18 protein-coding genes are annotated in these 20,094 nt (G+C 70.5%); 8 read left to right on the top strand and 10 right to left on the bottom strand.

Annotated elements, in window-relative coordinates; genetic code table 11:
• Positions 1 to 138: 138 nt before the first annotated feature.
• The 6 genes from ABT170_RS04680 to ABT170_RS04655 all read right to left on the bottom strand — a co-directional run bounded on the left by ABT170_RS04680 (position 139) and on the right by ABT170_RS04655 (position 7,368).
• Complete coding sequence (locus tag ABT170_RS04680) at positions 139 to 1,554, bottom strand: NAD(P)/FAD-dependent oxidoreductase (RefSeq protein ID WP_329945335.1); 1,416 nt, start codon at positions 1,552 to 1,554, stop codon at positions 139 to 141.
• Between the two features lie 23 nt (positions 1,555 to 1,577).
• Positions 1,578 to 2,381 carry an ABC transporter permease gene (locus tag ABT170_RS04675; RefSeq protein WP_329945334.1) on the bottom strand — a complete coding sequence of 268 codons (804 nt, stop codon included), beginning with the start codon at positions 2,379 to 2,381 and terminating at the stop codon, positions 1,578 to 1,580.
• Positions 2,381 to 3,319, bottom strand: coding sequence for an ABC transporter permease (locus ABT170_RS04670; RefSeq protein ID WP_329945333.1), 939 nt, complete (start codon positions 3,317 to 3,319; stop codon positions 2,381 to 2,383). The genes ABT170_RS04675 and ABT170_RS04670 overlap by 1 nt, the downstream gene beginning before the upstream one ends.
• Positions 3,316 to 4,467, bottom strand: coding sequence for an ABC transporter ATP-binding protein (locus ABT170_RS04665; protein ID WP_351864018.1), 1,152 nt, complete (start codon positions 4,465 to 4,467; stop codon positions 3,316 to 3,318). Before ABT170_RS04665 ends, ABT170_RS04670 begins: the two co-directional genes overlap by 4 nt.
• A gap of 88 nt (positions 4,468 to 4,555) precedes the next feature.
• Positions 4,556 to 5,806, bottom strand: a complete 1,251-nt coding sequence (locus ABT170_RS04660) for an ABC transporter substrate-binding protein (RefSeq protein WP_329945331.1) — start codon at positions 5,804 to 5,806, stop codon at positions 4,556 to 4,558.
• 47 nt (positions 5,807 to 5,853) lie between these two features.
• Positions 5,854 to 7,368 (bottom strand): gamma-aminobutyraldehyde dehydrogenase, encoded by a 1,515-nt coding sequence (locus tag ABT170_RS04655; RefSeq protein WP_329945330.1) that lies wholly within the window; start codon positions 7,366 to 7,368, stop codon positions 5,854 to 5,856.
• Between the two features lie 206 nt (positions 7,369 to 7,574).
• On the opposite strand from ABT170_RS04655, the gene ybiA reads away from it, so the two are divergent.
• Positions 7,575 to 8,132, top strand: coding sequence for a riboflavin biosynthesis intermediates N-glycosidase (gene ybiA, locus ABT170_RS04650; protein WP_329945329.1), 558 nt, complete (start codon positions 7,575 to 7,577; stop codon positions 8,130 to 8,132).
• 104 nt (positions 8,133 to 8,236) lie between these two features.
• Here ybiA and ABT170_RS04645 read toward each other — a convergent pair whose 3' ends face one another.
• On the bottom strand, positions 8,237 to 8,986 hold the full coding sequence (locus tag ABT170_RS04645; protein ID WP_329945328.1) for a DUF4190 domain-containing protein: 750 nt from the start codon (positions 8,984 to 8,986) through the stop codon (positions 8,237 to 8,239).
• A 121-nt stretch (positions 8,987 to 9,107) separates the two neighbouring features.
• Here ABT170_RS04645 and ABT170_RS04640 point away from each other — a divergent pair, with 121 nt between their 5' ends.
• From ABT170_RS04640 to ABT170_RS04630, 3 genes are read left to right on the top strand one after another with little or no spacing between them, the layout of a single operon-like run.
• The gene (locus tag ABT170_RS04640) at positions 9,108 to 10,142 is read left to right on the top strand and encodes an adenosine deaminase (protein WP_329945327.1); all 1,035 of its coding nucleotides are present in this window, start codon (positions 9,108 to 9,110) and stop codon (positions 10,140 to 10,142) included.
• A 23-nt stretch (positions 10,143 to 10,165) separates the two neighbouring features.
• Entirely contained in the window at positions 10,166 to 10,888 is a 723-nt protein-coding gene (locus ABT170_RS04635; RefSeq protein ID WP_329945326.1) for a glycerophosphodiester phosphodiesterase, read from the top strand.
• A 13-nt stretch (positions 10,889 to 10,901) separates the two neighbouring features.
• Positions 10,902 to 11,762: an SAM-dependent methyltransferase gene (locus ABT170_RS04630; RefSeq protein ID WP_443034352.1), complete on the top strand. Its 861-nt coding sequence runs from the start codon at positions 10,902 to 10,904 to the stop codon at positions 11,760 to 11,762.
• A gap of 51 nt (positions 11,763 to 11,813) precedes the next feature.
• Here ABT170_RS04630 and ABT170_RS04625 read toward each other — a convergent pair whose 3' ends face one another.
• Together ABT170_RS04625 and ABT170_RS04620 are read right to left on the bottom strand one after the other, a co-directional pair.
• Positions 11,814 to 12,977, bottom strand: coding sequence for a polyamine ABC transporter substrate-binding protein (locus ABT170_RS04625; protein WP_329945324.1), 1,164 nt, complete (start codon positions 12,975 to 12,977; stop codon positions 11,814 to 11,816).
• A gap of 296 nt (positions 12,978 to 13,273) precedes the next feature.
• Positions 13,274 to 14,710, bottom strand: a complete 1,437-nt coding sequence (locus tag ABT170_RS04620) for a gamma-aminobutyraldehyde dehydrogenase (protein WP_329945323.1) — start codon at positions 14,708 to 14,710, stop codon at positions 13,274 to 13,276.
• 162 nt (positions 14,711 to 14,872) lie between these two features.
• On the opposite strand from ABT170_RS04620, the gene ABT170_RS04615 reads away from it, so the two are divergent.
• From ABT170_RS04615 to ABT170_RS04600, 4 genes are all read left to right on the top strand, one after another.
• Complete coding sequence (locus ABT170_RS04615) at positions 14,873 to 15,379, top strand: Lrp/AsnC family transcriptional regulator (protein ID WP_329945322.1); 507 nt, start codon at positions 14,873 to 14,875, stop codon at positions 15,377 to 15,379.
• Positions 15,364 to 16,743 (top strand): aspartate aminotransferase family protein, encoded by a 1,380-nt coding sequence (locus tag ABT170_RS04610; RefSeq protein WP_266924356.1) that lies wholly within the window; start codon positions 15,364 to 15,366, stop codon positions 16,741 to 16,743. Before ABT170_RS04615 ends, ABT170_RS04610 begins: the two co-directional genes overlap by 16 nt.
• 218 nt (positions 16,744 to 16,961) lie before the next feature.
• Complete coding sequence (locus ABT170_RS04605; RefSeq protein ID WP_329945321.1) at positions 16,962 to 17,699, top strand: ABC transporter ATP-binding protein; 738 nt, start codon at positions 16,962 to 16,964, stop codon at positions 17,697 to 17,699.
• Positions 17,681 to 18,847: a hypothetical protein gene (locus ABT170_RS04600; RefSeq protein ID WP_351864010.1), complete on the top strand. Its 1,167-nt coding sequence runs from the start codon at positions 17,681 to 17,683 to the stop codon at positions 18,845 to 18,847. Before ABT170_RS04605 ends, ABT170_RS04600 begins: the two co-directional genes overlap by 19 nt.
• A gap of 86 nt (positions 18,848 to 18,933) precedes the next feature.
• Here ABT170_RS04600 and ABT170_RS04595 read toward each other — a convergent pair whose 3' ends face one another.
• Positions 18,934 to 20,082: a glycosyltransferase family 4 protein gene (locus ABT170_RS04595; protein WP_351864116.1), complete on the bottom strand. Its 1,149-nt coding sequence runs from the start codon at positions 20,080 to 20,082 to the stop codon at positions 18,934 to 18,936.
• Between the last annotated feature and the right edge of the window lie 12 nt (positions 20,083 to 20,094).

The raw sequence follows: 20,094 nt of genomic DNA, 5'->3' as shown, positions 1-20,094 counted from the left end.
GACCTGCCTTCCCGTTCGCTGGGCACCGGCAGGGTCCTGCCGGTGCGTACACGAGCGAGAGAGTGCCGGGCCCGGATCATGACGCGGGTTTTCACTACTCGTCGGTAGTGAAGTGGGTCACAGCGACATCGGCGCAGCTCAGCTGTCGAATCCGAGCCCCATCCGGTCCATGGTCCGCAGCCACAGATTGCGGTGTCCGCCATGGCTGTCGGCACGGGCCAGGGACCGCTTGGTGAGCTCGATGCCGGCCCAGGCGAAGGGCTCCGGCGGGAACGGCATCGGCTTGGAGCGGACCATCTCCAGCTCGGTCCGCCCGGTGCGCTCGCCGGACAGCAGATCGAGCATCACATCGGCCCCGAAACGGGTCGCCCCGACACCCAGCCCGGTGTATCCGGCGGCATACGCGACGCGCCCCTGATGGGCCGTTCCGAAGAACGCGGAGAAACGGGAACAGGTGTCGATGGCGCCTCCCCAGGCATGCGAGAAATTCAGCCCGGAAAGCTGCGGAAAACAGGTGAAGAACTGGTCCGCGAGCTTCAGGAACGTCTCCGGGCGCTGGTCCAGATCGGCGCTGAGCCTGCCCCCGTACGGATAGATCGCGTCATAGCCGCCCCACAGAATGCGATGGTCCGCGGAGAGCCGGAAATAGTGGAACTGATTGGCGCTGTCACCGAGTCCCTGACGGTTCTTCCAGCCGATGGAGGAGAGCTGCTCGGGGGTGAGCGGTTCGGTCATCAGCGCGTAGTCGTAGACCGGCACGGTGTACGGGCGGATCCGCTTGACGAGCGAGGGGAAGATGTTCGTGCCGAGCGCGACCCGGCGGGCGAAGACCCGCCCGTAGGGGGTGCGTACCGCCATTCCGGAGCCCGTACGGGCGAGTTCGAGTGCACGGGTGTGCTCATGGATCCGTACGCCGAGGCCGAGGCAGGCCTGCTTCAGGCCCCAGGCCAGCTTGGCGGGGTGCAGCATCGCGACGCCGCGCCGGTCCCAGAGCCCGCCCAGGAAGGTGGGTGAGTCGACCTCGGCGCGCAGCGCGTCGCGGTCCAGGAACTCCAGCCCGGTGAAGCCCCGTTCCGTGGCCTCCCGGTGCCATTCCCGCAGCTCTTCGAGCTGGTGCGGTTCGGTGGCGACATCGATCTCGCCGGTCCGCTCGAACTCGCAGTCGATGCCGTAGCGGGCGACGGCCGCCTCGATGGCGTCGAGGTTCTGTGCGCCCAGCTCCTCCAGCTTCCCGATCTCGTCCGGCCAGCGCTCCAGCCCGTTGGGCAGGCCGTGGGTGAGCGAGGCGGCGCAGAATCCGCCGTTGCGGCCCGAGGCGGCCCAGCCCACCTCGTGCCCCTCGATCAGGACGACATCGCGCCGGGGGTCGCGCTCCTTGGCCAGGAGCGCGGTCCACAGTCCGCTGTAGCCGCCGCCGATCACGAGCAGGTCGGTCCGCTCGTCGCCGGTGAGGGCGGGGAGCGCCTGTGGCCTGGCGGGGTCGTCGAGCCAGTAGGAGACCGGCTTCGCGCCGGAGAGGGATTGTGCGGCACTACGCATGGCAGCTGGGGCCATGGTTTCCAACTCCTTCAGGACTTTCAGTTCTTCGCGCTGTTCTTCCGCCGGTTCGCGACGAGCTGGCCGGCGAGTACCACCAATACCGCAATGACGAACATCGCGGTGCCGATGACGTTGATCTGCACGGGCGTGCCGCGCTGCGCCGATCCCCAGACGAACATGGGGAAGGTCACGGTCGAGCCCGCGTTGAAATTGGTGATGATGAAATCGTCGAAGGAGAGCGCGAAGGCGAGCAGCGCACCCGCGGCGATTCCGGGGGCCGCGATCGGCAGGGTCACCCGGACGAAGGTCTGGACGGGCCCCGCGTAGAGGTCGCGGGCGGCTTCCTCCAACCGCGGGTCCATCGACATCACCCGTGCCTTGACCGCCGTCACCACGAAACTGAGGCAGAACATGATGTGGGCGATCAGCACGGTCCAGAAGCCGAGCTCGGCGCCCATGTTGAGGAAGAGCGTGAGCAGCGACGCGGCCATGACGACCTCGGGCATCGCCATCGGCAGGAAGATCAGCGAGTTGATCGCGCCGCGCGCCCGGAAGCGGTAGCGGACCAGCGCGAAGGCGATCATCGTGCCGAGCACCGTCGCGCCGACGGTGGCCCAGGCGGCGATCTGGAGGGAGAGCGAGAGCGAGCCGCACATGTCGGCGACCCCGCACGGGTCCTTCCAGGCGTCCAGCGAGAAGCGCTGCCAGGCGTAGTTGAAGCGCCCGTTCGGCTTGTTGAAAGAGAACACCATCACGACGATGTTCGGCAGGATCATGTACGCGAGGGTCAGCAGACCCGCGATGACGACCAGATTGCGGCGAAGCCGGCGCAGTACGGACATCAGACCAGGTCCTCCGTCCCGGAGCGGCGGATGTAGACGGTGACCATCAGCAGGACGATCGCCATGAGGATGAACGAGAGCGCGGCGGCCGTCGGATAGTCCAGGACCCGCAGGAACTGGGTCTGGATGACGCTGCCGACCATCTTGGTGTCGGTGGAGCCGAGCAGTTCCGCGTTGACGTAGTCGCCGCTGGCCGGGATGAAGGTCAGCAGGGTCCCCGAGACGACCCCCGGCATGGACAGCGGGAACGTCACCTTGCGGAAGGTGGTGGCGGGGGTGGCGTACAGATCGCCGGCCGCCTCGTGGAGCCGGCCGTCGATCCGCTCCAGCGAGGTGTAGAGCGGCAGGATCATGAACGGCAGGAAGTTGTACGTCAGACCGCAGACGACGGCCATCGGGGTGGCCAGCACCCGGTTGGACTCGGTCCAGCCGAGCCAGCTGGTGACGTCCAGGACGTGCAGGGTGTTCAGGACGTCGACGACCGCGCCGCCGTCCGCGAGGATCGTCTTCCAGGCGAGCGTACGGATGAGGAAGCTGGTGAAGAACGGGGCGATGACCAGCACCAGCACCAGGTTGCGCCAGCGGCCCGCCTTGAACGCGATCAGATACGCGAGCGGATAGCCCAGCAGCAGGCACAGGACCGTGGCGGTGCCCGCGTAGAGCAGGGAGCGGATGAACTGCGGGTAGTAGTCCCGCAGCGCGTCCCAGTAGGTCGCGAAGTGCCAGGTGACCTCGAAGCCCTTCTCCAGGGACCCGGTCTGTACGGAGGTCGACGCCTGGTAGACGAGCGGCAGGGCGAAGAAGACGACGAGCCACAGGATGCCGGGGAGCAGCAGCCAGTACGGGACGAGCCGCCTGCGGGTGGAGGGCTTGCGGACGGGGGGCTTGGGCGGCTGCGGCTCGGCGGTCTTCGCGGGAGGCGCGTCGGTGACACTCACGCCGCGTCCTCCACGCTCTCCACACCGGCGTCGATGTCCTGGTCGGCCCCGAGGCCGAAGGTGTGGGCGGGGTTCCAGTGCAGGACGACCTCGGCTCCGGGGGCGAGCCCCGCGCGCCGCTCGACGTTCTGCTCGTAGACCTGGAGCGCCTGGCCCGTGGCGCTGCGCACGACGTACTGGGTGGAGACGCCGATGAAGCTGGAGTCGACGATCCTGCCGGTGACGCGGTTGCGGCCGTCGGCTATGGAGCCGGCGTCGTCGGCGTGCGCGAGGGAGATCTTCTCGGGGCGGACGCCCAGGAGGATCCTGCCGCCGTTCTCCGCCGGGGCCGAACACCGGCCGCCGGGCAGCCTGAGCTTTCCGCCGCCCGCCGAGACGACGAGGTCCTCACCGGTGGAGAGGATCTCGCCCTCGATGAGGTTCGAGGTGCCGAGGAAGTTCGCGACGAAGGTCGTCCGCGGGTTCTCGTACAGATCGGCGGGCGCGCCGAGCTGTTCGACCCGGCCGCCGTTCATCACCGCGACGGTGTCGGCCATGGTCATGGCCTCCTCCTGGTCGTGGGTGACATGGACGAACGTGATGCCGACCTCGGTCTGGATCCGCTTGAGTTCCAGCTGCATCTGGCGGCGCAGCTTGAGGTCGAGGGCGCCGAGCGGTTCGTCGAGCAGGAGGACCTGCGGGTGGTTGATGAGCGCGCGGGCCACGGCGACGCGCTGTTGCTGACCGCCGGAGAGCTGGTGCGGCTTGCGGCGGGCGAAGTCGCCGAGCTGGACGAGTTCCAGCATGTCGTCGACCTGTTTCCGCACGGACTTGACGCGGCGCCGGCGCAGTCCGAAGGCGATGTTCTCGGTGATGTCCAGGTGCGGGAAGAGCGCGTAGCTCTGGAAGACGGTGTTGACGGGCCGCTTGTAGGGGGGCAGGCCGGTGATGTCCACGCCGCCGAGCGAGACGGTGCCGGTGGTCGCCTCCTCCAGGCCCGCGATCATCCGCAGGGTGGTGGTCTTGCCGCAGCCGGACGCGCCGAGCAGCGCGAAGAAGGAGCCCTGCGGAACGGTCAGATCGAGCGGCTGTACGGCGGTGAAGGAGCCGTAGGTCTTGCTGATCCCGGAGAGGCGGACGTCGCCGCCCGCTGTCTGCTGCTGTGTCATGGGTCGCGGTCCCAGTGTGTTCGGGGGGAGAGATCGGGGAAGGGGGCGCACGAGGGGCCCGCCGGCACGGGAGGCGCCGGCGGCCGGCTCAGGCTCCGATGAGCTTGGCGAACTTCTCTTCGTACGCCGTCTCTTCCTCCGTGCTCAGCGAGCGGAAGGAGCGGGACTTCGCCGCCATCTCCTTGTCGGGGAGGATCAGCGTGTTGGAGGCCATCGACTCGTCGATCCGGGCGAGTTCGCCGCGCACGCCGTCGACGGGGCACACGTAGTTGATGTACGCGGCGAGCTGGGCGGCGACCTTCGGCTCGTAGTAGTAGTCGATGAGCTTCTCGGCGTTGGTCCGGTGCCGGGCCTGCGCGGGGACGAGCAGGTTGTCGGTGGAGGTGATGTAACCGGCGGCCGGGATGGCGTACTCGATGTCCGGGTTGTCGGCCTGGAGCTGGATGATGTCACCGGCCCAGGCCACACAGGCGGCGATGTCGCCCTTGCTCAGATCCGCGGTGTAGTCGTTCCCGGTGAAGCGGCGGATCTGCTTCTTGTCGACGCCCTTCTGGATGCGCCCGATCGCGGCGTCGTAGTCGGCGTCGGTGAAGTTCCCGGGGTCCTTGCCCATGTCGAGCAGCGTCAGCCCGACCGAGTCGCGCATCTCGGAGAGGAAGGAGACCTTGCCCTTGAGCTTGGGGTCGTCCAGCAGCTGGGTGATGGAGTCGACCTTGCGGCCTCCGGTCGCCTTCACGTTGTACGCGATGACGGCGGGGATGCCGGTCCAGGGGTAGGAGTAGGCACGGCCCGGGTCCCAGTCGGGGGTACGGAACTGGGAGGAGAGGTTGGCGAACGCGTGCGGCAGGTTCGCCGGGTCGAGCTTCTGCACCCAGCCGAGCCGGATCATGCGGGCGGCCAGCCAGTCGGTGACGCAGATGAGGTCGCGCCCGGTGTCCTGGCCGGCCGCCAGCTGCGGCTTGATCTTCCCGAAGAACTCGACGTTGTCGTTGATGTCCTCGGTGTACTTGACCCTGATCCCGGTGCGCTCGGTGAACGCCTCCAGGGTGGGACGGCCCTTGTCGTCCTCGCCGACGTCCATGTATTCGGTCCAGTTGGAGAAGGTGACCTGCTTCTCCTCGGCCGAGTGGTCGTCGGAGGCCGCCGCCCCGCCGTCCGCCCGTCCGGCGGGCGGGATACCGCACGCGCCGAGCGTGCCGAGCCCTCCGAGCGCGAGAGCGCCCATGCCGGAGGCGCGCAGCAGTGAACGGCGGGTGAGGGCGCCCCTGCCTGTGGTCAGGCTCCGCCTCATGGCCGCCAGCTGGGGCGGTGAGAGGCGGTCGGGCTCGTGACTCTCCATACGCGTTGCCCTTTCGGGTGGGTGTGGCCGCTGGTCGGCGGCGGCTGCTATCGGTCCCCGAAGATCGTGCGGTGCCAGTCCTTCCGGGCCACCGCGGTGTTGTCGTACATGACGTGCTTGACCTGCGTGTACTCCTCGAAGGAGTACGAGGACATGTCCTTGCCGAAGCCGCTGGCCTTGTATCCGCCGTGCGGCATCTCGCTGATGATCGGGATGTGGTCGTTGATCCAGACACAGCCCGCCTCGATCTCGCGGGTGGCGCGGCCCGCGCGGTACAGATCGCGGGTCCAGGCGGAGGCGGCGAGCCCGTAGGGGGTGTCGTTGGCCAGGGCGATGCCCTCGTCGTCGGTGTCGAAGGGCAGCACCACCAGGACCGGGCCGAAGATCTCCGACTGGACGATCTCGCTGTCCTGCGCGGCGTCCGCGATCAGGGTCGGCCGGTAGTAGGCGCCCGCGGCGAGGTCGCCGCCGGGTGCCTCGCCGCCGGTGACGACGGTGGCGTAGGCGCGGGCCCGCTCGACGAATCCGGCGACCCGGTCGCGCTGGGCGTGGCTGATCAGCGGGCCGAGGTCGGTCGACGGGTCGAAGGGGTCGCCGAGCCGCACGGTCTCCATCAGCGCGGCGACCTCCCGCACGAAGGCGTCGTACAGCGGGCGCTGGACATAGGCGCGGGTGGCGGCGGTGCAGTCCTGGCCGGTGTTGATGAGCGCGCCGGCGACCGCGCCGTTGACCGCGGCTTCGAGGTCGGCGTCGTCGAAGACCAGGAAGGGGGCCTTGCCGCCGAGTTCGAGGTGGAGGCGCTTGACGGTGGAGGTGGCGATCTCCGCGACCCGCTTCCCGACGGCGGTGGAACCGGTGAAGGAGGTCATCACGACGTCCGGGTGGCCCACGAGGTGCTCGCCCGCGTCCTTGCCCGCGCCCGTGACGACGTTGATCACCCCGTCGGGGATGCCCGCCTCGGTGGCCGCCTGCGCGAACATCAGCGAGGTCAGCGGGGTGATCTCGGCGGGCTTCAGCACGATGGTGTTGCCCGCCGCGACGGCCGGCAGGATCTTCCAGGCGGCCATCTGGAGCGGGTAGTTCCAGGGGGCGATGGAGCCGATGACCCCGATCGCCTCACGGCGTACGTAGGAGGTGTGGTCGCCGTCGTACTCGGCCGCGGACCTGCCCTCCAGATGCCGGGCGGCGCCCGCGAAGAACGAGGTGTTGTCGATCGTGCCGGGCACGTCGAACTCGGTGGAGAGCTTGATCGGCTTGCCGCACTGGAGCGACTCGGCGTACGCGAAGTCGTCGGCCCGCTCGGCGAGGACGGCCGCGAACCGGTGCAGCGCCTCGGAGCGCTCGGCCGGGGTGGCACCGGACCAGCCGGGGAAGGCCGCGCGGGCGGCGGCGACGGCCGCGTCCACGTCGTCGGGGCCCGCGAGCTCGTAGCGGTGGACGGTCTCGCCCGTCGCCGGATTCACCACTTCGTGGTGGCGTCCCGATGTACCGGGAAGCAGTTCGCCGCCGATGAACTGCGCACCCTTCGCGAAGTGGTCCTGCACCTGGATGCCGTTGCCCATGACGTTCTCCTCCGCCGCGTGCCCGCTGGGCGGGACCGGCGTAGATTCTTCGTGAATTGAGTGCCGATCCTGACAGAGGGACCTGAGCCCAACAAGTGATTCCGTTGTTGCCTTTTGGTTACGCGACGGAATCTGTCGACCATGTGTCGTGTCGGTGCGGAAATCCCCGTACGGAGTGTCAGTGGCGGATGCCAGACTCACCTGTCATGGAACGGATTGATGAGCTTCTGGCCGGTCTGGCGCGCGGCAGTCGGGTGAAGTACCTGCCGTTCTGGGGCCACCGCCCCCGTCCCGACGGCACTCTCGGTCCGAGCTGTCTCAGCCAGTGGTGGCCCTCGCCGTTCACCGTGGACTCGGTGACCTACCCGACGGCCGAGCACTGGATGATGGCCGGCAAGGCGCGGCTCTTCGGCGACGCTGCCGCGGAGCGTGAGGCCCTGGAGGCGAGCAGCCCGGCGGCGGCGAAGAAGGCCGGCCGGCTGGTGCGCGGCTTCGACGAGGACATCTGGGTGCGGGAGCGCTTCGGGCTGGTGGTCGAGGGCAGCGTCCACAAGTTCGGCCAGGACCCGGACCTGCGCGAGTTCCTGCTGAACACCGGGGACCGGGTGCTGGTCGAGGCGAGCCCCATGGACCGGATCTGGGGCATCGGCCTCGCCGCGGACGACGAGCGGGCGGAGCGCCCGCAGCAGTGGCGCGGGCTGAATCTGCTGGGCTTCGCGCTGATGGAGGCGCGGACGCGGCTGCGCGACCGGGACGCGGCATGACACCGCCGCCCGTCCGGGTCCGGGAATCACTCCCTGACCCGCACGGGCGGCGACTGCCGGTACGGGCCGGCCGGTGTACGGACCGGCCGCGCGGTGTCCCTGTCCTACCGGGTGACGTCGACGACCAGGGACGTGGCGAAGGGGTCGTCCTCGTAGATGTCCTCGCCGCTGCTCGACTCGCCGCTGGCCACGGCCCAGATGAGGAAGCCGAGGAACGCGGCGCCGATCAGGGTGCCGATCGATCCCAGGATGATCCCCGCGAGTGCCATGCCCCCGTTGTTCGCCTCACCCCGCTGCGCGCGGCCCCGGCCGATGATGCCGAAGGTCAGCGCGAGGATGCCGAGCAGGGCGCCGACGCCCCACATGCAGAAGGCGACCACCGAGATGATGCCGAGCACCATCGCGGCCGTGCCCAGGCCGTTCGACGGCGCCGGGCCCCAGGCGGGCTGGCCGCCGAAGGCGTTGTACCCCGGGTAGCCGCCGTACGGCTGCGCGGGCGGTGCCGGGTAGCCGTAGTGACCGGCGGGCGGACCGGGCGGACCCGGCACCTGTCCGGGGCCGTTCGGAGCGATCGGCGGCGGCGGTACGTCGCCGGGCGACGGGCCGAAGCCACCGGCGCCCGGGACCGGCCCGCTGCCCGCCCCCGGTATGGGGCCGGTTCCCGCCGCCGGTATCGGCCCGGTCCCGTCCCCGGGGCCCGTTCCGGCGCCCGGCATCGACGTCACCGTCTGCTGGTCGTGCACTGCGGGCGGACGGGCGTCGGCGGGCTGCTTCCCCAGATCCACCCTGCTGTCCGGCGGCGCCCACGGATCGCGCGGCGCGGGTCCGCCGGGCTGCTCTCTGTTGTCTGACATGGGCCTCCCCCATCGTGGTCCCGTCATGCTACGGCCCGGCCCCGGGCCACCGGGCCCCGCCTACGATGATCGGTGCAGCCGGTGAGCCCGGCCGAAATCCTTGAGAACCGGGAGATGTCCCATGACCGATCCGCACCCCTTCATCGCGGGGCTGCCCAAGGCCGAGCTCCATGTCCATCACGTCGGATCCGCTTCGCCCCGCATCGTCGCCGAGCTCGCCTCGCACCACCCGGACTCCCGGGTCCCCACGGACCCGGAGGCGCTGGCCGACTACTTCACCTTCACCGACTTCGCCCACTTCATCCAGGTCTATCTCTCCGTGGTGGACCTGATCCGCACCCCCGAGGACGTCCGGCTGCTGACCTTCGAGGTCGCCCGGGACATGGCCCGGCAGAACATCCGGTACGCGGAGCTGACCATCACGCCGTTCAGCTCGGTCCGGCGGGGCATCCCGGAGCAGGGCTTCATGGAGGCCATCGAGGACGCCCGCAAGGCCGCCGAGGCCGAGTTCGGTGTCGTCCTGCGCTGGTGCTTCGACATCCCCGGCGAGGCCGGGCTCGTCTCGGCCGAGGAGACCGCGCGGCTCGCGGTGGACCTGCGGCCCGAGGGGCTGGTCTCCTTCGGTCTGGGCGGACCGGAGATCGGGGTGGAGCGCCCGCAGTTCAAGCCCTACTTCGACCGGGCCATCGCCGAGGGCCTGCACTCCGTGCCGCACGCCGGGGAGACCACCGGACCCGGGACGATCTGGGACGCGCTCACCTCGCTGCGCGCCGAGCGCATCGGCCACGGCACCAGCGCCACCCAGGACCCCGCGCTGCTGGCGCACCTGGCCGAGCACCGGATCGCCCTGGAGGTCTGCCCGACCTCGAACATCGCCACCCGCGCCGTCGCCGACATCGAGCAGCACCCGGTCAGGGAGATGGTGCGCGCGGGCGTCCTCGTCACCATCAACAGCGACGACCCGCCCATGTTCGGCACCGACCTCAACAACGAGTACGCGGTGGCCGCCCGCCTCCTGGACCTCGACGAGCGGGGGATCGCCGATCTCGCGAAGAACGCGGTGGAGGCGTCGTTCCTCGACCCGGCCGGCAAGCGGAAGCTCGCCGCCGAGATCGACACATACACGGCGAACTGGCTGGAGACTCCCGGCCGCTGACCCCCAGTGGTCACAATGGCCCCATGGCCAAACCTTTCTCCAGCACCGGCGCCGTCACCGCCGTGGGGCATCGCGGCGATCCCTACCGGCTCCGCGAGAACACCCTGCCCTCGATCCGCTCCGCCCTCGAACGGGGGGCGGACGCGGTCGAGATCGATGTCAGGGTGACCCGCGACGGGGTGCCCGTACTGCTCCACGACGCCACCCTGGATCGGCTGTGGGGCCACGACCGCCGGCTGGAGCGCCTCGATCACCGGGAGCTGCTGGAGCTGACCCGCGGCCGGGTGCCCACCCTGCGCGAGGCGCTGCTCGCGGCGGGGGCGCACCGGGTGATGGTCGACCTGCCCGGCGCCACGGAAGCGTCGGTACGCACCATCGTCGGGGTGGTCCGCGAGTGCGGGGCGGGCGAGCGCGCCTACTACTGCGCGGGCGCCGGGGCGATGCTCCAGGTGCGGGCGGCGGACCCGTCCGCCGAGATCGCGCTGACCTGGACGACGCTCGCCCCGCCGCGCGCCACACTGCTGGAGGCGGTGAAGCCGCGCTGGCTGAACTACCGGTTCGGACTGGTCAGCCGGGAGCTGACGGACCGCGCGCACCGCGACGGGCTGCTGGTCTCCGCCTGGACGCCCGACACGAAGCGCTCGATGCGCCGGCTGATCGAGCGGGGCGTCGACTCGATCACCACCAACCGGGTGGACGCCCTGCACAGCCTGCTGACCAACTCCCCCACCAGCGCCGTTTCTTGATCCGTCCGGCATGATGGGCAGTGCCCGCATCGCCCGTGATGCCCGGCCCGGCACCAGAGGAGCAGACGTGACCGACCCCCGCAAGCCCTCCGATCCCGCCCGCATCCGTTCCGACATCGCCCACAACGCCCGGGTGTGGAACTACTGGCTGGGCGGCAAGGACAACTATCCGGTGGACCGGGCGGTCGGCGAGCAGGTCACCGATATGTACCCGAGCATCGGCGAAGTGGCGCGCGCGGACCGGGCGTTCCTCGGCCGCGTCGTGCGGCATCTGGCCGGCGACGCGGGCATCAGCCAGTTCCTGGACATCGGCACCGGTCTGCCGACGTTCCACAACACCCATGAGATCGCCCAGCACACCGCGCCGCACTCGCACATCGTGTACGTCGACAACGACCCGATCGTGCTGGCCCACGCACGGGCCCTGCTGACCAGCTCGCCCGAGGGTGCCACCGAGTACATCGACGCGGACGCCCACCACCCCGAGCAGATCCTGCGGGCGGTCGAGCCGACGCTGGACCTGAAGAAGCCGGTCGCGGTGATGATGCTCGGCATCCTGAACTTCGTGCTGGACACCGGCGAGGCCCTGTCCATCGTGCGCAGGCTGATGGACGCGATGCCCGCGGGCAGCTATCTGGTGCTCACCCACCCCACGCTGGAACTGGGCGGTGAGGGCAACGAGGCGGCGATGCGCTTCTGGAACGAGAACGCCACCCCGCCGATCACCGCCCGCAGCCGCGCCGAGTTCGCGGAGTTCCTGACCGGTCTGGAGCTGCTGGAACCGGGCATCGTGTCCTGCTCCCGCTGGCGCCCCGAGGAGGGTACCGAGTCGCCCGAGGTGGCCCAGTTCGGCGCGGTGGCCCGCAAGCCCTGACGCCGGTCCGGGGGGGGCCGGGGGCCGGAGCCCCCCGGCCGCCGACCCGGTTCAGAGGCCGACGATGGAGTTCCACTTCTTCGCGAAGCCGGTGCGCTCCTCCGACGTGATGTCCCGGGCGATCGCCAGCCGCGCGCGCATCGCGTCGTCGGGGAAGATCAGCGGGTCCTCGGCGAGCGCGGCGGTCTCCTCGTCCTTGGCGGAGGCCAGGATCTCCCGGGCGGCCGGGACCGGGCAGACGTAGTTGACCCAGGTGGCCAGCTCGGCCGCGACCTCGGGCTCGTAGTAGAAGTCGACCAGCTTCTCCGCGTTGCGCTTGTGGTGCGCGAGGTTGGGGATCATGAGCGACTCCGCCCAGAGCTCGCCGCCCTCCTCGGGCACCACGAACTCGATCTCCGGGTTGTCCGCCTGGAGCTGGATGACATCGCCGGAGTAGGCCTGACAGGCGAGCACATCACCGGTGGCCAGGTCCTTGATGTAGTCGTTGCCGGTGAAGCGGCGGATGTGCCGGGACCGCACCCGCTTCTCCACCTGCTCGCACATGGTGTGGAAGTCGTCGGCCGTCCAGCGGGTGATGTCGACCCCGTTGCCCTGCATCAGCAGCGCGAACGACTCGTCCAGCCCGGACAGCAGGGTCACCCTGCCGCGCAGGTCGTCGGCCCACAGCTCGCTCGTGTGCCGGATCTCGCGGCCCAGCCGCTTGCGGTTGTAGGCGATGCCGGTGATCCCGGACTGCCAGGGAACGCTGTGCCGCCGCCCCTCGTCGAACGCGGGCGTGCGCAGCTGCGGGTCCAGATACCTGGCGACGTTGGGCTGCTTCGCCCGGTCCATCTCCTGCACCCAGCCCAGGCGTACGAAGCGGGCGGCCATCCAGTCGCTGATGACGATCAGGTCGCGGCCGGTCTGCTGGTGGTTCATCAGCGCCGGGCTGATCTTCCCGAAGAACTCGTCGTTGTCGTTGATCTCCTCGGTGTACGTGACGGAGATCCCGGTCCGCCGCGTGAACGCGTCCAGGGTGGGCCGCTTCGACTCGTTCTCGTCGTCGGTGTCGATGTAGAGCGGCCAGTTGGCGAAGTGCAGGGAGCGGTCACGCTCGGAGCTGTCGCGGCCGGCCCGGTCCCCGGGCCGCACATAGGCGGCGGGCACTCCGCAGCCGGCCAGCGTGGCACCGGCCGCTCCCGCCCCGAGGGCGCGCAGCAGGGAACGGCGGGACATGGGATTGTTCGGGATCGCTCGCACGTCCGCAGGATGCCGCTCGGCGGGGCGGCGGGCAATGGACCAACCGTCCAGCGGCACCCGCCCGGTCCGCACACCCTGTCGATGGCGCGGACGTCGGCGATGGTGCGAACGGCGCCGATGATGCGGCAGCCCGGTACGGCGGGCCGTCGCCGCCGGGCACGGCCGCCAGGCATGAAACGGCCCCGGGCCGGAGCCCGGGGCCGTCATCGACGCGGACGCCGACGCGCGATGCCGACAGCCGGCACCGCGCGTCGGCGTCCGCCGATGTGACGTCAGTCGAGCGACGTCATCACGTGCTTGATCCGGGTGTAGTCCTCGAAGCCGTACGCGGAGAGGTCCTTGCCGTAGCCGGACTTCTTGAACCCGCCGTGCGGCATCTCGGCGACGAGCGGGATGTGGGTGTTGATCCACACACAGCCGAAGTCGAGACTCTTGGACATCCGCATCGCGCGGGAGTGGTCCTTGGTCCACACCGAGGAGGCCAGCGCGTACTCGACGCCGTTCGCGTACTCCACGGCCTGGGCCTCGTCGGTGAACGACTGGACCGTGATGACCGGGCCGAAGACCTCGTTCTGGATGATCTCGTCGTCCTGCTTGAGGCCGGAGACGACGGTCGGGGCGTAGAAGTAGCCCTTCTCGCCGACCCGGTGGCCGCCCGCCTCGACCTTGGCGTGGGCGGGGAGCCGCTCGATGAAGCCGCTGACCTGCTTGAGCTGGTTGGCGTTGTTCAGCGGGCCGTACAGCACGTCCTCGTCGTCCGGGTGCCCGGTCTTCGTGTCGGCGGCGGCCTTGGCGAGCGCGGTCACGAAGTCGTCGTGGACCGACTCGTGGACCAGGACGCGGGTCGCGGCCGTGCAGTCCTGCCCGGCGTTGAAGTACCCGGCGGCGGAGATGCCCTCGACGGCCTTGGCGATGTCGCTGTCCTCGAAGACGACGGCGGGCGCCTTGCCGCCGAGCTCCAGGTGGACGCGCTTGACGTCCTTGGACGCCGACTCGGCGACCTGCATCCCGGCCCGTACCGAACCGGTGATGGAGGCCATCGCCGGGGTCGGGTGCTCGACCATCGCGCGGCCGGTGTCACGGTCGCCGCAGATGACGTTGAAGACGCCCTTGGGGAGGATCTGGCCGATGATCTCGGCGATCAGCACGGTCGACGCCGGGGTGGTGTCGGACGGCTTGATCACGACGGTGTTGCCCGCGGCGAGCGCCGGGGCGAACTTCCAGACGGCCATCATCATGGGGTAGTTCCACGGCGCGACCTGCGCGCAGACCCCGACCGGCTCGCGGCGGACGATGGAGGTGAGGCCCTCCATGTACTCACCGGCCGAGCGGCCTTCGAGCAGCCGGGCGGCACCCGCGAAGAAGCGGATCTGGTCCACCATCGGCGGGACCTCTTCGGTACGGGTGAGCTCCAGCGGCTTGCCCGTGTTCTCCGACTCGGCCGCGATCAGGTCCTCGGCCCGCTCCTCGAAAGCGTCCGCGATCTTGAGCAGGGCCCGCTGGCGCTCGGCCGGCGTGACATCACGCCAGGCGGGGAACGCCGCGGCGGCGGCGTCCATGGCGGCATCGACATCGGCCGGGCCGGAGAGCGGCGAGGTCGCGTAGACCTCTTCCGTCACCGGGTTGACCACATCGATGGTCCGCCCGTCCGCGGCGTCCCGGAACTCTCCGTTGATGTAGTTGCGCAGACGGCGCACCTCGGTGGTCACAACCACCCCTCCTGTCGGCTGTCCGATGGGTGAGATGTCCACCCTAATCGGTCCGGTGACGCTTTCGACATACCCAACCACCGGCAACTTCGGATTCAGTGAGATCCGGACCTTCAAACAACGAATTTCATCGATCTGGGGTTGCGAGACAGACGAGTCCCGGTGCATGGTGAGTGCGTGGCCAGTCGCAGCGCAGACTCCAGGACAGGGAACGGATCGCCCCCGGCGGTCGATGCCGTCTCCCTCGCGATCATCGAGCAGCTCCAGGAGGACGGACGTCGTCCGTACGCCGCGATCGGCAAGGCGGTCGGCCTCTCCGAAGCGGCTGTGCGCCAGCGTGTCCAGAAGCTGCTCGATCAGGGCGTGATGCAGATCGTCGCCGTGACGGATCCGCTCACCGTGGGCCTCCGGCGCCAGGCGATGGTCGGCATCAACGTCGAGGGCGACCTCGACCCCGTGGCCGAGGCCCTGTCGGCCATGGCCGAGTGCGAGTACGTGGTGATGACCGCGGGCTCGTTCGACCTCGTGGTGGAGATCGTCTGCGAGGACGACGACCACCTGCTGGAGACGATCAACAAACGCATCCGGGCCATACCCGGCGTGCGCTCCACCGAGAGCTTCGTCTACCTCAAGCTCAAGAAGCAGACCTATATGTGGGGAACCCGATAGCCGTGAGCAAGGACCTCAGCCGAACCGCGTACGACCACCTGTGGATGCACTTCACCCGCATGTCGGACTACGAGAACGCCCCCGTTCCCACCATCGTGCGGGGTGAGGGCACCTACATCTACGACGACCAGGGCAAGCGGTACCTCGACGGCCTCTCCGGCCTGTTCGTCGTCAACGCCGGCCACGGCCGCCGTGAGCTCGCCGAGACGGCGTACAAGCAGGCGCAGGAGCTGGCCTTCTTCCCGGTGTGGTCCTACGCCCACCCGAAGGCCGTCGAACTGGCCGAGCGACTGGCCGACTACGCGCCCGGCGACCTCAACAAGGTCTTCTTCACCACCGGCGGCGGCGAGGCCGTCGAGACCGCCTGGAAGCTGGCCAAGCAGTACTTCAAGCTCCAGGGCAAGCCGACCAAGTACAAGGTCATCTCGCGCGCGGTCGCCTACCACGGCACCCCGCAGGGCGCTCTGTCGATCACCGGGCTGCCGGCCCTGAAGGCCCCCTTCGAGCCGCTGGTCCCCGGCGCCCACAAGGTGCCGAACACCAACATCTACCGCGCCCCGCTCTTCGGCGACGACCCGGAGGCCTTCGGCCGCTGGGCCGCCGACCAGATCGAGCAGGAGATCCTCTTCGAGGGCCCGGAGACCGTCGCCGCGGTCTTCCTGGAGCCGGTGCAGAACGCCGGCGGCTGTTTCCCGCCGCCGCCCGGATACTTCCAGCGGGTCCGCGAGATCTGCGACCAGTACGACGTCCTGCTCGTCTCCGACGAGGTCATCTGCGCCTTCGGCCGCCTCGGCACGATGTTCGCCTGTGACAAGTTCGGCTACGTGCCGGACATGATCACCTGCGCCAAGGGCATGACCTCCGGGTACTCCCCGATAGGAGCATGCATCGTCTCGGACCGGATCGCGGAGCCGTTCTACCGGGGCGGCAACACCTTCCTGCACGGCTACACCTTCGGCGGCCACCCGGTCTCCGCCGCGGTCGGCCTCGCCAACCTCGACATCTTCGAGCGCGAGGGCCTCAACAAGCACGTCCTCGACAACGAGAACGCGTTCCTCACGACGCTGCAGAAGCTGCACGACCTGCCGATCGTCGGCGACGTCCGCGGCAACGGCTTCTTCTACGGCATCGAGCTGGTGAAGGACAAGGTCACCAAGGAGACCTTCACCGACGAGGAGACCGAGCGCGTCCTGTACGGCTTCCTCTCCAAGGCGCTGTACGAGAACGGCCTGTACTGCCGGGCGGACGACCGCGGCGACCCGGTCGTGCAGCTCGCGCCGCCGCTGATCTCCGACCAGTCGACGTTCGACGAGATCGAGGGCATCCTGCGGGGCGTCCTGACGGAGGCCTGGACAAAGCTCTGACCTGCCTCACGCCCTCTGGATGATCAGCGTCCAGCGGTCATTTCATACGGTCCACCTGGCCCGGATCCACCCGTTCGAGTGAGAAGGGGCGCATCCGGGCCACGTGCTGTACGCACACCCCGGTCCGACTCCCTACGGTGCCGAGTGACCGATCGGCCGCGTCTTCGTTCCCCCGTACGGGGGAACGGGAAAACTGATCTGAACCGAGGTGTTACGCCATGGTGGCCCCGCCGGACAACGACGTGATCTGGGCGCGTTCCCTGCACCACTCCCACAACGGCTCGCCCGGCCTCGACGGTGTCTCCCTCGGCATCCGCGACGGCGAGATCCTCGCCGTGACCGGCACGCGCGGCAGCGGGAAGACGACCCTGCTGCACTGTCTCTCCGGCCGGCTGGTGCCCCAGCAGGGCGAAGTCTGGTTCAACAGCGTCCCCGTGCACACCATGGGACCCCGGCTGCGCGAGCGGCTGCGGCGCGACCGCTTCGGCTGGATCGCCTCCGACCCCCAGCTCGTCCCGGAACTGACCACCTGGGAGAACGCGGCCCTCCCGCTGCTGCTGCGCGGCGTACCGCACCGGACCGCCAAGAAGGCCGCGCTGGAGTGGCTGGACCGCCTGGACATCGGCACGTTCGCCAAGAAGCGGCCGCACGCGCTGCTCCAGGCCCAGCGCCAGCGGATCTCCGTCGCCCGTGCCCTGGCCGCGTCCCCGTCCGTGATCTTCGCCGACGAGCCGACCGCCACCCTGCACCGCGCCGACCGCACCCAGCTCCTGCGCACCCTGACCACCGCGGCGCGCTCGCACGGCATCACCGTCGTGCTGGCCACCCACGACGCGGAGATCGCCGCCCTCGCCGACCGCTCCGTCGCCCTGCTGGACGGCCGCCGGGTCGCCGGCGTCACTCCGCCCGCCGTATCGGATACGGAAGGCCGCTCGGCGTGCTCGCTCTCCGTCTAGCCCGCGGCAGTCACCCACTGGTGCTGATGCGGCGGCTGCTCGTGGCCGCCGCGTCGGCCGGGGTCGGCTTTCTGCTGCTCTGCACCCTGGGGTACGCCTCCGGGCACCCGGCGCAGGCCACCGGCTCCGTGCTCCGGCTGCTCTGGTGCTTCGTACCGCTGGCGGCCACCGTGCAGTTCGCGGTCGCGGTGGCCCGTACGGACCCGAGCACCCGCCCGCGCGCCGGACTGTCGGCCGTCGGTCTCGGCCCGGTCCGGCTGTCGGTGCTCGCCGCGGTCTCCACCGCCGTCTCCACCACCCTCGGCTCGATGGTGGCCCTGCTCCTCTTCCTCCATCTGCGCGGGGATCTGACCGGGCTGCCGTTCGACGGCGGTGCGGCGGAACTCCTCGGTGCGAACGCCCCGTTGCCGCTCGCCGCCGCGCTCACCCTGCTGGTCCTCGTACCGCTGGCCTCGTCGGCCGCGAGCGCGCTGGCGCTGCGGAACCGGCCCCCCGCCACCGCCGAGGAGACCTTCGAGACACCGGAGCCGTCCGCTCCGGCACCAGCCCCGGCCGGGCTGCCCTGGGGCGTCGCCCTGACGGCAGCCGGTCTCGCGGTCGAGGCGTACACGAGCCGCGGCTCGGCCGGCCACGCGTTCCCGCTGCCCGGCAGGCTGGATTCCACCCCGGCGGCGGTGCTGGCCGGCTGGGTCCTCACCGCGATCGGCCTGGCCATGGCGGGCCCCGGAGTCACCCACCTCTGCGGGCGGCTGCTCCAGGCGGTGCGCCCCGGCGCCGTACGTCTGCTGGCGGGCCGGGTCCTGATGGACGAGGCACGCCGGATCGGCCGCCCGCTGGGTGTGGTCTGCGCCGTGCTCTCCGCGGGGATCGCGGCCACGACGCTGTACGGGACGGGCCCGCGGCCCTTCGGCCCGCTGACCGCGCTGGGGGCCGTGCTCGTTCTGGGCTGCACGACGGCGACGCTGCTGACCTCGGCGGTGGAGGCCAGGAACGCCCGCGCCCACACCGCCGAAGCGCTGCTCAGGATGGGTGCCCCGGCCTCGGCACTGCGGTCCGCGACGGCCCTGCGCGCGGGTGTGCTGCTGGTCGTGTTCGCCCCGCTGACCTGGGTGATCGCGGAGCTCGCGGCACTGCCGCTGACCGCCTGACCGGCTGCCCCACGACGCACCGGGGCGGCTCGGCGCACCGGCGACGCCATGGGCGGTCACGAGTGGTCACAGGTGGTCGTGGGCGGTCACGGACGGAGGAGCGCCGCCAGCGTGTCGTACGCCTGGTCCCACCCCCAGTCCTCGCGCACCCAGGCCCGGCCCTTCTCCCCCATCGCGGCGGCGGCCTCGCGGTCCCGCAGCAGGCCGACGAGCCGGGCGGCGATGGCCAGAACGTCCCGCCCGTCGACGAGGTGCCCCGTCTCCCCCTCGCGCACGGTGTCCGGCGCACCGCCCGAATCCCCGACGAGGACGGGCAGCCCCGCCGCCGCGGCCTCCAGGAAGACGATGCCGAGGCCCTCGACCTCCAGGCCGCGACGACGTGTGCGGCAGGGCATCGCGAAGACATCGGCGGCCGCGAAGTGGTCCGGCATCGCCGCATGGGGCTGACCGCCCGCCAGGATCACGGCGTCCCCGACCCCGGTGGACCCGGCCAGGCGGCGCAGGGTGCGCGCGTACGGTCCGTCCCCGGTCAGCAGGAGTACGGTGCCGGGAACCGCCCGCCGCACGGCCGGAAGCGCGCGGATCAGCATGTCCTGGCCCTTGCGCGGGACGAGCCTGGCGGCGCACAGGATCACCGGCCTGCCGCCCAGCCCGTACCGCTCCCGGACGCTGCCGGGGCCGCCCCGCGCCCCGGGCCGTACCCGGAACACCTCCGTGTCGACGCCCGGGGCCAGGCGCACCATCCGGCGGGCGGCGGCGGGCCCGAGCGCGGCGGCGATCGGTGCCCGGGTGGCCGCGCCGAGGTAGGTCACGGCATCGGTGCGCTCGCCGATCAGGCGCAGCAGGGACCGGGAGCCCGGGGTGCGGGCCCACCAGACCTCATGGCCGTGGGTGGTGGCGACGGCCCGCCGCACCCCGGCCTCACGGCGCAGCCGGTCCGCCATCAGGCCGAGCGGCGCGGCGGCCCCGAACCACACGCTGTCGCAGCCGTGGCGGCGGGCGATCTCCGCGGACCGGGCGGCGACGCGGGCGGTGGGCAGCAGCATCCGGGCCGGATCACGGACCACGGGGTACGCGAGAGCCGCGTCATGGGCGGCGGCGCCCGGTTCGGCGGAGGTGTGGACGACGACGGAGTCGGCGGGGAACCTGCTGGTCATGGCGTGCACGAAGGTCTCTATGCCGCCTTGGCGCGGTGGGAAGTCATTGGTGACGACGAGGGTGCGGTGGCGGGACAACGGAGTGCCTTT

The sequence above is a fragment of the Streptomyces sp. NPDC001787 genome, assembly GCF_040297465.1.
Taxonomy (GTDB): Bacteria; Actinomycetota; Actinomycetes; order Streptomycetales; family Streptomycetaceae; genus Streptomyces.
This window is presented reverse-complemented; position numbering and strand designations above follow the sequence as displayed.